Source organism: Candidatus Poribacteria bacterium (assembly GCA_028820845.1).
Taxonomy (GTDB): domain Bacteria; phylum Poribacteria; class WGA-4E; order WGA-4E; family WGA-3G; genus WGA-3G.
In genome coordinates this window covers 26467-42916 of sequence record JAPPII010000123.1, presented here as the reverse complement: position 1 = coordinate 42916, position 16450 = coordinate 26467, and the positions used below count along the sequence as shown (strand labels likewise).

Annotated in this window: 13 protein-coding genes and 1 pseudogene; 6 read left to right on the top strand and 8 right to left on the bottom strand. The window is 48.7% G+C overall.

Features of this window, described 5'->3' with window-relative positions:
- Positions 1-288 precede the first annotated feature (288 nt).
- Positions 289-942 (bottom strand): AAA family ATPase, encoded by a 654-nt coding sequence (locus tag OXN25_23710; protein MDE0427875.1) that lies wholly within the window; start codon positions 940-942, stop codon positions 289-291.
- A 678-nt stretch (positions 943-1620) separates the two neighbouring features.
- On the opposite strand from OXN25_23710, the gene aroF reads away from it, so the two are divergent.
- Positions 1621-2640 (top strand): 3-deoxy-7-phosphoheptulonate synthase, encoded by a 1020-nt coding sequence (gene aroF, locus OXN25_23705; protein ID MDE0427874.1) that lies wholly within the window; start codon positions 1621-1623, stop codon positions 2638-2640.
- 67 nt (positions 2641-2707) lie between these two features.
- On the top strand, positions 2708-4261 hold the full coding sequence (locus tag OXN25_23700; protein ID MDE0427873.1) for a 2-isopropylmalate synthase: 1554 nt from the start codon (positions 2708-2710) through the stop codon (positions 4259-4261).
- A gap of 55 nt (positions 4262-4316) precedes the next feature.
- On the opposite strand, the gene OXN25_23695 is transcribed toward OXN25_23700, so the two are convergent.
- The 7 genes and pseudogenes from OXN25_23695 to OXN25_23665 all read right to left on the bottom strand — a co-directional run bounded on the left by OXN25_23695 (position 4317) and on the right by OXN25_23665 (position 11863).
- Complete coding sequence (locus OXN25_23695) at positions 4317-5804, bottom strand: leucyl aminopeptidase (GenBank protein ID MDE0427872.1); 1488 nt, start codon at positions 5802-5804, stop codon at positions 4317-4319.
- 139 nt (positions 5805-5943) lie between these two features.
- Positions 5944-6513: a Uma2 family endonuclease gene (locus OXN25_23690; protein MDE0427871.1), complete on the bottom strand. Its 570-nt coding sequence runs from the start codon at positions 6511-6513 to the stop codon at positions 5944-5946.
- 53 nt (positions 6514-6566) lie between these two features.
- Positions 6567-6872 (bottom strand): cupin domain-containing protein, encoded by a 306-nt coding sequence (locus OXN25_23685; GenBank protein ID MDE0427870.1) that lies wholly within the window; start codon positions 6870-6872, stop codon positions 6567-6569.
- Positions 6873-7043: 171 nt separating this feature from the next.
- Positions 7044-8945, bottom strand: coding sequence for a formate dehydrogenase subunit alpha (gene fdhF, locus OXN25_23680; protein MDE0427869.1), 1902 nt, complete (start codon positions 8943-8945; stop codon positions 7044-7046).
- Positions 8925-9743 (bottom strand): annotated as a pseudogene (locus OXN25_23675) (2Fe-2S iron-sulfur cluster-binding protein). The gene fdhF and the pseudogene OXN25_23675 overlap by 21 nt, the downstream one beginning before the upstream one ends.
- Before the next feature lie 50 nt (positions 9744-9793).
- Entirely contained in the window at positions 9794-10861 is a 1068-nt protein-coding gene (locus tag OXN25_23670; GenBank protein ID MDE0427868.1) for a BMP family protein, read from the bottom strand.
- 6 nt (positions 10862-10867) lie between these two features.
- A complete protein-coding gene (locus tag OXN25_23665) occupies positions 10868-11863 on the bottom strand; it encodes a BMP family protein (protein MDE0427867.1) in 996 nt (331 codons plus the stop codon).
- Between the two features lie 270 nt (positions 11864-12133).
- Here OXN25_23665 and OXN25_23660 point away from each other — a divergent pair, with 270 nt between their 5' ends.
- The 4 genes from OXN25_23660 (at position 12134) to OXN25_23645 (ending at position 16389) form a co-directional block, all read left to right on the top strand.
- Entirely contained in the window at positions 12134-12394 is a 261-nt protein-coding gene (locus tag OXN25_23660) for a hypothetical protein (protein ID MDE0427866.1), read from the top strand.
- Positions 12395-12601: 207 nt separating this feature from the next.
- Entirely contained in the window at positions 12602-13456 is an 855-nt protein-coding gene (locus tag OXN25_23655) for a PmoA family protein (GenBank protein MDE0427865.1), read from the top strand.
- Between the two features lie 261 nt (positions 13457-13717).
- Complete coding sequence (locus OXN25_23650) at positions 13718-15322, top strand: ABC transporter ATP-binding protein (GenBank protein ID MDE0427864.1); 1605 nt, start codon at positions 13718-13720, stop codon at positions 15320-15322.
- Complete coding sequence (locus OXN25_23645) at positions 15319-16389, top strand: ABC transporter permease (protein ID MDE0427863.1); 1071 nt, start codon at positions 15319-15321, stop codon at positions 16387-16389. Before OXN25_23650 ends, OXN25_23645 begins: the two co-directional genes overlap by 4 nt.
- Positions 16390-16450: the final 61 nt, after the last annotated feature.

Here is a 16450-nt window from a genome sequence, read left to right as displayed (position 1 = left end):
AGTTTTGTGCCAATCGTTTCAGAGGCATTTCAGACATATTCGCCTCACTGCTTGCATATAAGCAAATTGCGTGCCAAAGTTGGTTTTCAGTTTTAGGCAAGCGTATCAGCCCGCTGTACATGGGATGCTTTGTGCCTATCCGTTTAGGAAGGATATCTATATAGAGAAATTTGTGGAGAAATGGCTGACAATTTAGGTTTGCCAAATTGACACCACCGTTGCCAGTGTGGCAGAGCGTGATGTCAAAATGACTTTGACGGATAGAGGCGTGCTTTCAGCGCGCATTTTTTACGAAGACGTTCTATTTTCTTGAATCCGCCTCCGGATGCCCGCAACAAGCGTGTGCAATGCAACGGGATTTTGATTCTGGAAGGGGATGATTAGGTCGGCGTACTGTTTGCAGGGTTCCGTATAGACAGGAAAATTCGGAAGGACATCGCGGCGGTACCAATTGATAGCCCACTCCAAGTCGCCGCCGCGTTGCGCGACATCACGGAGCATCCGCCGGAGAACACGCTCGTGGGCATCTACATCGAGGAACAATTTGATGTCCATCAAGTCGCGTAGGTCTTCACTCCAGAAAATGAGGTGTCCCTCTACAATAACGACATCGCTCGGTTGCACGCTCGTTTTTTCGTTATCCCGCTGAGCAGCACGTGTCCCCGGAGTAGGGAATTCAATAGGAACGCGTTCACGAAGTTTCTTGATGTCTGTAATAAGGGCATCCCACAACACAGCGTCCGGATGATTTGCCGTAATCACGCGCTCGCGTTCCGCCTCCGAGTATTCCGACCAGTTACGGAAATAAGAGTCTTGGTTCAGGACGACGGGTGAGAATTCCGAGAGTTGTTCTTCCAAAGCCTTGGCGAACGTTGTCTTTCCAGAGGCGGAACCGCCCATGATTCCGATGGTGATTGGTGTAAAATGTTCTTCTTTTTTCATAGTTTTCTCATAACCTCGTTCTTTTTCTATCTTAGCACACATCGATTTGTGCGTCAACGCTCTTTTGCGTAAAAAGAAATTTGACTTGTGTTAAAAAGTGTGTTATTATATAATAAAATCTGTTATTTCAATGGAGATGACAGCGTGTGTCTTTTATTAAAGTGCTATGCCTTAGAAAAAATATAAACGCTTTTTCGTAAATAACGTCTTAAGGTTACATAATATTCACTTTAATAGTGCAATTTACTTGTGGACATAGGGGCAGAATCCTTTCGTATTTGGGTTTAATAGGAACTTGACAATGCGGACGCTTCAAAGCAATACCACTACAGTACAAATCCCTCGGCTACAGATCGCGCCAATTTCTTTACAGAACGGTTCTCTTTACGCTTGGGCTATCTTTACGCCTTTTGTGCAATTTGAAGGCGAAAACGTGCTCTTAAAAGCCGGCCTCGGATTGTATCTATACCTGTACCTTTATCTGTACAGCTACGCCAGGTGGTGAAGCGCCGTAAGCGATGCTATTTTTAACCGATTTCGTTATCACCACCCAGCGTTGAAGAAAAATTCAATGTTGGGTATTTTTTTTAACTAAACTTGATTTCCAACAGAGTTCCTTTTTAGGGCAGCTTGCAAACTGAAAACTTACTATTAAGAAGGCGGAGGTAGTTGAAAAGCATGGTAATCGTGACCAAAACCGATGCAACACAGGCAGATATAGATGCTGTTGTTAAACGGATTGAGAGCGTCGGGTTGAAGGCACAAATCTCAACCGGCGAACGCCATACAGTTATCGGTGTAATTGGAGATAAAACGTTGCTTGGTGATATTCCCATAGAGTCAATGTCCGGTGTGGAGCGAACAATGGCAATTACAGCACCATTCAAGTTGGCATCCCGTGAATTCCGAGGCGATGAGCCCACTGTTATTGTCGTCAACGGCACAAAGATCGGCGGAAGGGAGATACCTGTTATTGCGGGTCCCTGTGCTGTCGAGAGCACAGAGCAGATCGTAACCATCGCCCAACTGGTTCAAAAGGCTGGGGCGAGTTTCATCAGAGGCGGTGCTTTTAAGCCGAGAACCGGTCCCTATAGCTTCCAAGGTTACGGCGAAGAAGCACTCAAAATGCTACAAGAGGCGAAAGATGAAACAGGACTCGGCATCGTCACCGAAGTGATGACCCCACACGAAGTCGAACTCGTCGGGGAATATACGGATATGTTCCAACTCGGCACACGGAATATGACAAATTTCTATCTGTTGCGTGAAGTTGGACGCGCACGGAAACCCGTTATCCTCAAGCGCGGCATGTCCTCAACAATCGAGGAATGGCTACTCGCCGCTGAGTATATCCTCTCAGAAGGTAATAAGGAGGTCATTCTATGCGAACGCGGGATCCGAACATTTGAAACGCACACCCGCAACACACTCGACCTGAATGCGGTTCCAGTCGTTCACGAATTGAGCCACTTACCTATTGTTGTCGATCCAAGCCACGGCACAGGCATCAGGAGTTTGGTCTGTGATATGACGAAAGCATCTGTAGCTGCCGGGGCAGATGGACTCTTACTTGAGGTACATCACGATCCAGATCACTCGATGACAGGGGACGGGGCGCAGTCGCTGTTCCCAGACCAATTCGAGGCACTAATGCAGGAACTCAAGCCTATTGCTGTTGCTGTCGGACGTGAAATTTAAACCTTTTCGTAATGAAATGGAGAAGCGACCAGATTTAATCGTTAAAAATATTTGGAGGAACACACCCGTGGACGATTTTGAAGCCAATCAGCAAAAAGTCTACATCTTTGATACAACACTCCGCGATGCAGAACAGACCCCCGGAGCCGCACTCGGTATCCAGGAAAAACTCGAGATTGCTAAACATCTTGCCAGATTAAATGTTGATGTCATTGAAGCCGGATTCCCAATTTCGTCACCCGGTGATTTCGATGCCGTCAAACAGATCGCAAACGAAGTGGAAGGTCCCGAAATCTGCGCGCTTTCGCGTGTTGTGGAGAAGGACATCACTGCTGCGTGGCAGGCGATTGAAGATGCACCGCGCGCCCGTATCCACACGTTTGTCGGAACCTCTCCGATCCACATGGGGCGGATCACACGTACAACTCCCGAAGATACACTTCGCATGGCAACCGATGCCGTCGCCTACGCAAAAAGCCTCTGTGAAAACCACGCTGATGCAAACGTCGAGTTTTCACCGATGGACGCTGGACGCACGGAATTAGCGTTCCTTTATGAAGTCGTTGAAGCCACTATCGCTGCTGGCGCAACCGTCGTCAACATACCGGAAACCGTCGGATGGACGGTACCGACTGAGTTCGGCGAATTAATTAAAGGCATCATGGAAAACGTCCCAAACGTTAATGATGCTATTATTAGTGTCCACTGCCACAACGATCTTGGATTAGCCGTCGCAAACAGTCTCATCGCAATTGAGCAGGGCGCACGGCAGGTGGAATGCACAATCAACGGACTTGGCGAGCGTGCAGGGAATACCTCACTCGAAGAGGTCGTCATGGCAATCCGCACACGGCGTGATTACTTCAAAGCGTATTACACGGACATTAATGCTAAGGAAATCGTCCCGATTAGTCGGCGAGTCAGCCGAACGATGGGTATTATGGTGCAGCCGAACAAGGCAATCGTTGGCGCGAATGCCTTCGCACACAGTTCTGGCATTCACCAAGACGGGATCATCAAATCGCGCGTAACTTTTGAAATCATCGATCCGAAAGAGATTGGATGGAAAGAGAGCCAACTCATTCTGAGTCCCCGTTCTGGACGCAACGCACTTCGGCACCGCCTCAGCGAACTCGGTTACGAGGTGAACCCCGAAGAATTGGAAAAGGTTTATGAAAGATTTCTCAGCGTCGCTGATAAGAAAAAGTCAATACAGGATGCCGACCTTGAAGCGATTATGAGCGATGAGATTCGCGCAATCCCCTCTGTCTTTGAACTCGACTATATTCAGGTGGTCAGCGGAACAAAAATCTCACCGACAACAACGGTCGGAATTCGGACGGAAGGTAAAGTTATTGAAATGGCATCAACCGGAGATGGACCCGTTGATGCAGCGTTCAAAGCCATCAGTAAAGTTGTTGACATTCAACTGAACCTCATCGACTACCAGATACGATCTGTAACTGAAGGTGAAGACGCTATCGGTGAAGTCTCGTTGAAGGTGCAGGACAACGGAAATATCATTACCGGACACGGTGCCAGCACAGACATCATTGAAGCGAGTGCACGCGCATATATCCATGCTGTTAACAAACTCATTCAGATCCGATCTGAAGGATAGTATTCGTTAGTTGTTGGTTATAAGTTATAATTTATAACCAACAACTAATAACTACCTACCAATCCTCAACCAGTTGCACGAGCAACCTAACCCCATAACCCGACGCGCCTTCAGGAATATACGTAGAGCCTTTCATACCCCAGGCAGTCCCGGCGATGTCGAGGTGAACCCACGGATAGCCTTCGGCGAACTTCTTCAAGAACGCACCACCCGCAATCGTGCCCGCACCACCATCCCCGATGTTTTGGACATCCGCAACCTTGCTTTTAACGCCTTCATCGTAATCGTCCCAAAGGGGTAATTCCCAGACGCGCTCATGTGTCTTGACCGCAGCCGACTTCACCTTTGCCATCAGTTCTGGATCCGTGGTCATCGCGCCAGCGGCGATATGCCCTAAACAGGTAATCACAGCACCCGTGAGCGTGGCTAAGTCGATAACGCCTTTCGGATTATACTGCGCCGACCAACCGAGGGCATCCGCTAACACCAATCGACCTTCTGCGTCTGTGTTGAGAATCTCAATCGTTTTCCCACCGTAGGAGGTAATAACATCACCCGGTTTAATAGCCGTTCCACTGGGCATATTCTCAGTCGCAGCAACGACACCAATCACGCGCACATTCGGTTTGAGCTGCCCAATGACCTGCATCGCACCAATCACAGCAGCAGCACCCGACATATCGTGCTTCATCTCGTGCATACCGCCGCCAGATTTCAGGGAAATACCGCCTGTATCAAAGGTGATACCTTTTCCGACAAGCACGACAGTATCCTGCCCTTCACCGTCTGGAACGTATTCGAGGATAATAAAGCGTGGTTCTTCAGCACTCCCTTGTGCAACAGCGAGAAGGGTTCGGAACCCTTTTTCTTCCAACGCCGCTTTGTCAAAAATTTCGCAACCGAGTCCGACGGTCTCCGCTACCGCCACCGCCTTATCAGCGAGTTGTATCGGTGTGAGGTGATTGCTCGGTTGATTACTCAAATCACGGGCAAGAAGCGTTCCATTGGCTATCACTTTTCCGCGTTGGACAGCATCTTCCACCATTGCCCGGCTCTGTTCGTTTTCAGCTAAGAATGTCAGGGATTCAATTTGTTTCTTCTCATCATCATCGCCACTTTCGGTTTTATGCGCATCGAACTGATAGAGCGAAAGGAGACACGCCTCCGTAGCCCCTTGGATTATTTCTGGTGTGGCTTCTATCGGGATGGGAATGCTAACCGTCCTTAAACCCATGTCCCGTATCGCCCGTGCAGCCTGTCCCGCTGCTTGGCGTACCCTCTCAGGTGTGAGGTCATGGTATTCACCCAAACCCACCAATAGTATACGCGGCGTACTGATAGCCCCGTTTGTATACAGCCAACTCGTCGTTTTATGCTTACCTGTGAAGTCTCCGAGGTTCATGAGTTCGCGAATCCGACCACCGAGTGCCTGTTCTATATTTTGAAGTGGCGCACTATAGAAATCCGGGTTTTCCAGCACACCTATAGCAATAACATCGCTCTGCTCTTGACTAAATCCGCCTGTTTTGACAGTAATATTCATAAATGCTCCTTTCTATGTTTATGGTTGTTGGTTGATAGTTGATGGTTCAATCAACGGTATGAATGTCTTAATAGCATTCCCCGGGTTATGAGTTAAGAGTCTGCCTTCACAGGGAACCCTCTTCACGGATAACTATTAACTATTCAAAAAGCGCGGCCACCTCGCAAGAGAATCCTTTGACGACTTCTTCTCCGCTAAGTGTGTCATCCCGCGTGAGTACTGTGATGTCTGTTTCTGAACGGTAAACAGTCACTGTTTTAGAAGGAGGTTTAATCACCCATACTAACTGTGTGCCTGCCTCAAGGTAAGCGAAAGCCTTTTCTTCAACTTGGTACAACTTGTCCGAAGGCGAAACAACTTCCACGGCAAGGTCTGGCGGGACTGGAGATGTTTTGCGCTGATCGTCAGGAAGCCGGGCATTTGAAATAAAGGCGATATCAGGGACCAGCATCCGTTCGCCAACACGGAAACCTGTATCTGATATAAGGACACGCCCAAGTTGGTTTTCGCGGACGTACAAGTGTAACGGCGAACTTAGGTTCACGCTAATGTACCCATGTTCCAATGAGGTTGGTGGCATCGACACTAATTCTCCTTCAATGTATTCATATCCTTCTAAATCGCTTTCGAGGAATTCCGCTAACGTCATTTTGGGACTCTCATGCGGAAGACGCTCAGGCGGGAATTGACGAACCTCTTGGGTGTCCATTTTTGCGCTCCTATTATGGTAGATTTTAGAATGATCTAAGTAATTCTATACGCCTAAGTCTTTCGCATTCCTGTCAAAACGACCAGAGGTTCCTCGCTCGTAACAGTAATTGAATGATAGGTATTCGCAGGAACATCCATCCGATCCCCGGCTTCAACAGTCCCAGTTGCCTCGGCAACTTTCACATCTGCTGTGCCAGACAGGACGCAAACGACTTCATCTTGGGTATGGATGTAGTCGAGATACGCACCCCCCGGACGGCCACTCCATTCATAAGCACTGAAACCCTCAGATTGTAACTCCTGTTTTAAAGCGTCCACATTCGCGTACTGTTCAGTCCAGCGTGATTTCCAATCCACAGCGTCTCTCCTTGACTCCGTTTATTTAGCAGTATTTTGTAGCGCAAACTTTTAGTTTGCAGACGCATAGACACAATCTAAAAGATTATGATACAAGGATAGCAACATGGGTTATATTACACTCTCGTGGCACAAACCCCTCTTAACCGATAACTGAAAATTAATAACCAACTAAAGCGGTTCCAACCGCACTGGACACACCTTCAATTCAGCCGTGTGAGTAACCGGGTCGTAGCCAGAACCCGTCAACATATTGACCGGCACATCCGCAAAACTGAAACTGGCGAAAACCGTGCCACGCGGCGAACGAGCCGTCGCTTTGACTTTGATGTTGATACTCCCCCGCGCGCTGCTCATCCGACACCACTCCCCGTCTGCTAATTGCCATCTCTCAAGATCAACGGGATTGACCTCCAAGGATTCTTCCGGTAAGAGGTAATCAATCCCTTCCGCTCTCCCTGTTTGCGTTCGCGTGTGATAGGACTGTAGACGTCTCCCTGTTGTGAGCCATACCGGGAATTCTTCGCTAATCGTCTCAGCAGGATCTCGGTAATGGACATTCGAGAAGATACCGCGTCCATTGACAAACGTCTCCTCGTGAAGCCTCGGTGTCCCCGGATGTTCTTTATGCGGGACGGGCCATTGATACTCACCTCTCTCAATGCGGTCCCAATCCAATCCAGCATAGATAGGCGAGACTCGACAGAGTTCGTTGAAAATCGGTTTTGGCGTATCGAAGTCAAAACCTATAAACCCAAGACGTTGGGCAATCTGACAGATAATCCACCAGTCCGGTTTAGCATCACCTGCGGGCGGTACTGCAGCACGCATCCGTTGGACGCGACGCTCTGTATTCGTACATACACCATCTGTTTCACCCCATGCCGTTGCTGGTAGGATAACATCAGCAAGCTCAGCAGTCTCAGTCAGAAAGATGTCAATGACAACAAGATGTGCTAATGAACGCAGCGCGTGTTCGCAATGCTCTCGATCCGGGTCAGAAATTAGCGTGTTCTCACCATCAATCAGCATCGCATGAATGCTATCACCGCACAGTTCTAACGCCGTCACTTTCGTGATACCCTTCTCTAAGTCAATCTCTCTGCCGTATTCCGCTTTAAACTTCGCTTGATGTGCTGGATCTGTGACAGCTTGGAAGCCGGGATAGTTATTTGGTAATGCCCCACTATCCCCTGCCCCTTGGATGTTGTTTTGCCCACGCATCGGGTTGATACCCGTTCCCTCTCGTCCAACATGACCGGTCATCAAGGCAAGATTGCACAGGCTTTGGACATTCTCAACACCACAAATATGTTCTGTGATTCCTAATGTGTAATAGATAGCACCCTTGTTCGCGCTGCCATACCACATCGCTGCTGTCTCAATATCCTTTGCAGGCACACCCGTAATTGTTTCCGCCCATTCGGGTGTCCATTGACTGATATGTTCAAAGAACGCATCAAATCCGGTCGTGCGATTTTTGATGAAGTCTTCGTCAATCAAGCCTTCACGAGCGATAACGTGTGCCATGCCGAGAAGTAGGGCTGTATCTGAACCGACGCGGAGAGGCAAGTAAAGATGCGACATCTCCGCCAATCCGATGCGTCTCGGATCCGCCACGATCAACTTCGCACCGCGGGCGACCGCCTTCTTAAGTCCCGTCGCTGCAACCGGGTGACACTCGGTCATATTCGTACCGATACAGAAGATAACATCCGGTTTCTCCATATCCACGAGCGGATTAGACATCGCCCCACGTCCGATTGTCGCTGCCAGACCGGCAACGGTCGGGGCGTGTCAGGCACGGCTACAATTGTCGATATAGTTCGTCCCAAACCCCGCACGGATAAACTTCTGCATGAGATACGCCGCTTCGCTCGGTGCGCGCCCAGAAGCAACACCGTAGACGCTATGTCTACCGTGTTCAACATTGACCTTTCGGAAGCCTTCGGCGGCACTATCAAGTGCGTCATCCCATGTAGTTTCGTGGAGTTCACCGTCATCACCGCGAACAAGAGGCGTTTTCAACCGATCGGGATGTTGAACGAAGTCGTAAGCGAACTGCCCTTTCACACAGAGCGCACCCTGATTCGCAGGTCCGTCCATAGCGGGGTGGATACCGACAATCTTTTCGTTTTGCGTCAGCATATCAACGGAACACCCGACCCCGCAATACGGACAAATCGTGCGCGTCTTCTCAGGAACAGCCTCCGCAACTTCATCAACGGCACGGAATGCCTTTTTGTCAGCGAGTGCACCGGTCGGACAGGTCTGAATACACTGCCCACAAAACGTACAGGCAGAGTCTTTGAGAAGTCCATTAAATTCGGTCGTAATCTGGGTATGGAAGCCGCGATTCATGACGTTAATGGCGTGGTCACCCTCTTGCTCAGCACAGACGCGGACACACCGATAACACGAGATACAAAGTTCATAATCTCTGAGAATAAACGGATTGTCATCATCGGCTTTACTTGTGCCGGATATTGCACCCGTGATACGTCCGCCGTTAATTTCGTACCTGTCGCGGAGGTCAGCAAGTTCCGCTGAGGCGTAGCCGCGCAATGGAGAGACATCAACTTCGCGATTCTCACCGACAACCATTTCAAGCAACGTCTTCCGATACGCCTCTATTGTATCGGTTGAAGTGCGAACAACCATACCAGGCGTGGCTTTGGTTGTACAGGATGCAACAGGATTTCGCGCACCTTCTAATTCAACAATACAGAGGCGACATCCTCCAAAGGGTTCAAGCCTCGGATCGTAGCAAAGCGTTGGAATTTCTTTCTGATGACGTTGTGCAACCTCAAGGATGGTTTCATCCTCAGAGAAAGAGACTTCAACACCATCAATTTCTATTGTATGTCTCATCGCGATAAACCTCAAAGTGTCGCGACCTGAGGCCGCTTCTACCGAACAGGCTATTCCTCTCCACTAAAATCGATTTGTGGAACCTCTAATGTGCCAGCTAAAATTTGCTCTCTCGCTTCCTCAACCTTTTGCTGAACTTCTTCAGGTACCTGATCCCTCAGTTCTGGGTTATAAGTCAAAGCGATTGCGCCACCGGTTGTCATTGTGAAGACATAGAGTTTGGATTCAAAAGTCCCCTCTTTGACTGCCGTCGCGAGTTGTACATAGGCTCTCGGTGTAATGACGGCATTCGCAAGCACTGCACGCGGGGAAACAGCACTTTGATCTCGGTTAGCACCGAAGGAATAAACGGTTTTCCCAGAATCCTGCGCCAAGACGACGGCTTCAAACACACCAATTCCCGCTTCGTTGGCGTTATGAAAAATAAAATCAACGCCTTCTTGTATCTGGGCAAGTGCCAATTCCTTTGCCTTCGCGATGTTTTCCCAGTCTCCTACGTAGGCACGTTGCACAACCGCGTCAGGATTAACGCTTTTTACGCCCCCTTCAAACGCCATAAACGTGCTGCTACCAGATGGAAGCTCCTGCCCGCCAACAATACCGATCTTGTCTGTTTGGGTCATCATACCTGCTATCATACCCAAGAGGTAGGTGGCTTGTTCAAGCCGAAAGACAATCGGCGCGACATTCTCACGAACAGCACCGCTTGCTCCGGCAGACGTAATAAAGACGATTTCAGGGTAATCTTGTGCAACGGCTATGGCTGCTTCCTGATACTCGTAACCATGCCCGAAGATAAGGTGATAGCCATCCATAGCATAAGCACGAAAATCTGCTTCCCAGACAGATGGCGTTAAACTCTCAACATAGTCTATTTCGGCACCGAGTTCGGTTTCAATAGCTTTCAATCCATCGTGTGCTAAAGCATTCCACCCTTCGTCAGTGATGGCACCCGGAAGCAGCATACCGACTTTGAGCGTTTCAGGCGCAGGCGGAGAGACAATTTTGCCACTATCCGGAACCCTCTCACACCCTAATATGAAACCGATTGCCAAGAAACATACAATAAGCGTAGGATTTACGATCCTATCTCGCAATTTCCAGCAATTCTTTTTCATTTACGACTATTCCTCTGCGCTTTCACTGAAATCAATCTGCGGCACTTTCAATTCGCCAGCAAGGATTTTCGCTTTGGCATCCTCAACGGCTCTTTGCACATCTTCCGGCACCTTATCCTTCAATGCCGGACTATAGGTAAGCGTAATCGCTTCGTCTGTTAGCATGTTAAAGGTATAAATCTGTGGCTTGAATTTGCCTTCTTTAATGATCTTGGCAATCTGCACAAACGCGTCGGGTGTAATTACTGCGTTCGCAATCACAGTTGGGGATATATCGCTCTTATCCCGGTTCGCGCCGAACGTGTATACCATCCTTCCCTCTTTTTCGGCAGTTTCAGATTTGTTAAAAATCTCAGCCGCCTCGTATGCACCAAGTCCAGCTGCGTCAGCATTTGGAAAAATAAAGTCAACGCCTTCGCTAATTTGCGCGAGTGCAAGCTCCTTGCCTTTGCCGATGTTTTCCCAATTCCCCACGTATACCCAAGATACTTCTGCATCAGGGTTCACGCGCTTCGCACCGCCTTCAAACGCCATAAATGTGCTATTCACAGACGGGATATTCTGTCCACCCATAACACCAAGCTTATTCGTCTGGGTCATCATGCCAGCAATTATCCCTAACAGATAGGCGGGCTGCTCAACACGAAAGTTTGCTGCCGAGATGTTATCGGTAATCGTGCCACCCGAAGAGGTAATGAAAATCGTCTCAGGAAAATCTGGTGCGACTGCTTTCGCCGGGTCCTGAAACTCATACCCGTGTCCAAACACCATATTGTAACCATCAAGGGCATAAGCGCGGAACTGTTCTTCCTGATCCGTAGGGGTCCGAGTCTCAGCGTGGCTGATCTCTGCGCCTAATTCTTTTTCAATCGCTTTAAGTCCTTCATACGCCAAAGCATTCCAGCCTGCGTCACTAATTGAACCCGGAAGCAGCATAGCGACCTTAAATTTCTCATGCTCTTTTGCGTCAAGACGTACGTTCCCGATTAATACGAATCCCACTATAAAAAGGCATACACATAAAGCAGAATATGCAATGTTATTTCGTAACTTATAAAATATTTGTATCACGTCAAAATTTCCCTTCTTTGTAGAAATGTTTGATACAAGTATAGCACGTTTACGTGGAAAAAGTAAAGTGCTAATATTGTCGGCTCGGGAAAAAATCTTTGACATATTTCCAAAAAATGTGCTATAATGTCTTTAGCACGAGTCAGCAGTTTAGGTTAATAACAAAGAAAATAGGACGTGAAGTCAGAAAGGGGAAAGGCAGTGAACGACAACCAACTGACGACAAAAGATATGTTCGAGATATTGCGATCCGATATTTCGGAACTCAAGACGCAGGTCGCATCCGATATTTCAGGTGTCCGATCAGACATACAGGCTTTAGATGATCGGCTTCGGAGAGTTGAAGAAACTGTCGCCGGAACAAAAGCCGTCGCTACGTATCAGAAACAGCTGGTCGACTGGCTATTCCGGATCGCCGCGGTGATAGGGGTCGGCGGGGCACTCAAGGCGTTCCTTTCCTAATCTAATACTGTTTCACGTTTATAGTAGATATTAGAATTAATTAGACATTTTTGCGTAGATCCTATGCAAATCGAACATCTATCTGTTATAATCTTTTCTGTTCAGCCTTTTACTTTCAAGCCTCCCACAGGCACAAAAGAAGCCTCCCATCGTCGGAATACCATTGGTGCTTTTCTATAAGGAGGGAACGCCTACGTGCCGCATCCCATGAAAAACAATTTTGAAGTTAAAATAAATGCCAAAACGCATTTGGTCTTCCAAAGCGAGACAGGACGCTGCTTAGGCGGCGTTGGCGCGAATTTTTACCGACCCTTCGTCTTTCCGTTCTACACACCTGCAGGACATACTGTCGTCCAAGAATTCGCCTTTGATCATCCCTTCCACAACGGTATTTTCGTCGGACAAGGACCCGTACAGGTCGGCGATAGGGAAGCAGGTTTTTGGGCATCACCACCCCGCCGTTCCTTTACAGACAAAGTCTTTGAGAAATTAGGACGGATGGACACGCAGAAAGACATTGACATCACTCCCCATGAGACCGGTGTTCAGTTCGTTCAAAACGTTATCTGGCGGGATGAACACGAAGAACCGTTAATCGACGAAATTCGGACGGTTAATCTTTATGCCCTCAGTGATGCCACAGTCTGTGATATGACGAGTGAAAAAATTGCATCTTACGGCGCGGTTACCTATCCACAGACAAAATTTGGGAGCATCGGCATCCGTGTTGAACCGAGACTCTTGCCTGTTATGGGGGGGATCGTACTCGGAGACGACGGACGCAAAGGCGGTGTTGAAGTCGTTCACGAAGGCGAATCAGATTTCGTTGCCTACCAGAACATGCTAACCGGACACGGGCAGTTCGGGGTCTTAATGAGCATACTCGATCAAGGTGTTCGTGGCCCCTGGTTCATTCGGGATTACGGAATGGCACTCTATAATCCAACGTGGACGGGTGCAATATCTACATCAGCAGGTGAACGTTGGAAAATCGCACTTCGAGTTATCGCTTATGATGACGAACTGACACCAGCAAGAACAGAAAAGTGGGTGTCCCCATGAATAGAAACCATCCGCGGTTAGCGTTTTTTTAGAATCAATTCGGAGTTGCTGCCAGTATTTCAATTGTTAAAAAGCTTTTCATCCCTAGTAGTCTGTCACATCTAAACTGACAGGTCGTTCGTAGTAGGGCAATTCATTGCCCGTTTCTGACGTGCGATAAATCGCACTACTACGAACTGGGGTTCCCATCATTTGAAAGTTGACAGAACACTAGAGTATAGTTAGACTTAACCAAAAACCATCGTGAAACGAAGTGGAACGATGACCAGATTAAATAGTTTAAAAAGTATCCTTGAACTTCGGAGTATCACAAAAACCTTCGGCGACATCGTCGCAGTTGATAGCGTTGATTTTGAATTACAAGCCGGTGAGATCCACGCCATCTTAGGCGAGAACGGTGCCGGTAAGTCCACGCTGATGAATCTCATCTATGGACTCTACCAACCATCAGCAGGACGCATTTATGTCACGGATCGCGAAAACTGGCGGTATAGATTACACGCCAAGTCACCACGCGATGCGATCGCCAACGGTATCGGTATGGTGCATCAACATTTCATGCTGATTGAAAACCTCACAGTCGCCGAAAATATCGCCTTGGCTCTTGGACAACTGCGGACAGATAGGAAGGAGGGGTTGAAATCTCTTTTCGACGCTTCCACGCTTCCATTCTTCCACTCCCTTTGGTTCAAGAAGGAGGAGGCTATTCATATCACTGAAGCACTCTCCGAACAGTTCGGCTTGAGTGTTGATCCAAGTGCGCTGGTCCGCAGTCTATCCGTGGGCTTAAAGCAACGCGTAGAGATCCTAAAAGCACTCGCTGTTGATGCGCGTATCCTAATCCTTGACGAACCCACAGCCGTCCTCAGCCCACAAGAGGTCGAAGGTTTCTTCACGGTCCTTCGCAAACTCCAAGCAGACGGTCGCGCCATCATCTTCATTAGCCACAAAATGAAAGAGGTTTTAGAGATTAGCGATAGGATAACCGTTTTAAGGCGCGGTAAAAAGGTCTATCTTGGTCCGACCGGAGAACTGACTGCACGGGAACTCGCAAGGGAGATGGTTGGAGAAGACATCGAGGATGTCCAACGTTCAGCCAATTCAGAACATGAAAACGAGCCGCCGGAAACCGTACTCCAACTTACAAATCTGACAGTCCTCGGTGATCGCAATGAGGTCGCAGTTTCTGATGTCTCTATGGAGACCCACCGCGGCGAAATCGTCGGTATCGCTGGCGTTGATGGCAACGGGCAGCGCGAACTCGCCGAGGCAATCATAGGTTTACGACACACCGCATCTGGAACGATAAACATTTTAGGTGCTAACCCTAAAGGCACAAAAGCTGTGCGACAGCGCGGGGTCGGCTATATCCCTGAAGATAGACAAACAACAGGTGTCATTGCAGCCTTCTCAGTCACGGAGAACCTCCTGCTAAACGTAACACACCTCAGAAACCTCGCACACTATAATATCCTCAACCAAAAGCAAAAACAAGAAATAGCGGTGCAGCTGATCGCCGATTACGACATCCGTCCACCTATCGCTGATATTCCTGCATCATCTCTCTCCGGGGGCAACCAACAGAAAATCGTCCTTGCCCGAGAAATCTCGCTGCAACCCGATCTCCTTATTGCCGTTAACCCGACACGCGGTTTAGATGTCAACGCCGCGCACTACGTCCATGAGAATCTATTGGCACAACGCGAGAAAAAAAAATCCGTTTTATTAATTTCAACAGAACTTGACGAGGTTTTACTATTGAGCGACCGGCTCTACGTTATGTCCAGAGGCACACTCATCGAAGCCACTGAACAGCGCAATGACATTGAGGCACTCGGATTATTAATGACGGGGGAAGGGTTATGAAAAGAATCAACCTTCGCTGGGCTCTAACACCTGCCATAATCCTCGTAAGTGCGTTTGTTACAAACGCCATCATAATGTTGTTATCCCACTATAACCCGCTGGAAGCCTATCAGGCAGCCGTAAGTGGCGCTTTCGGCAACGGACGCAAGTTCGGAGAGACACTCGTGAAAAGCACACCGTTTTTGATGGCTGGGCTTTCGGTCGCGATGGCATTCCGATGTGGAATCTGGAATATCGGTGCCGAGGGGCAATTTCTGATAGGTGCACTCACAGCGACGTGGTTCGGAACAAAACTCGCTCCAATTTTCCCGCAAACCCCGTGGATTGCCGTGCCAATTTGTCTCTGCTTCGCGGCATTCGCAGGTGGAATCTGGGGACTCATTCCCGCAGTTCTCAAGGTGACGCGCGGGGTCAACGAAGTTATCAGTACGATTATGTTGAACTACGTCGCCCTTCATCTGGTGGGTATGATGATAGACGGAGGGCCATTGCAGGAAGCGGCGCAACGCGGTCCACAGAGCGACCGAATAGCCGAATGGGTGTTCTTGCCTCGCATTATTCCACCGCATCGGGTCCACCTCGGCATTATTCTCGCTGTGGTACTGGCGATTATCCTTACGTTTGTCCTCTTTCGGACGGCATTCGGATTTCAACTCCGCGCCGTAGGAGAAGGCGCAGCTGCAGCAGAAGCCGCAGGAATCTCGATTGTTCACAACACCCTCCGCGTCTTTTTCATCAGCGGCGCACTTGCAGGACTCGGCGGCGCAATTGAACTCACTGCATTGACCCGCCGACTCTTTCTCAACTTCTCACCCGGATACGGTTACACGGCAATTGCTGTCGCACTGTTAGCGAAACTGAATCCGTTGGTAACGGTCGCTGCTGCCCTTCTATTCGGTGCTTTGACGACGGGTTCGTATAGTATGCAGCGGGAGGTCGGTATCTCTGACAAAGTAACGCTGGTGATGCAAGCGACAATCCTACTTTTCGTTATCGGTTATAGTTCTGTTCAATTGTTCCGCAAGCGTGCCTCCTCGCATTCTGAGGTGAAAAAAGAAGAGGCATGAGCAGAGGATCGGTAAACTCAATTATTGCGTTGATTTTCAGGAAATCTTGACAAAATACTTA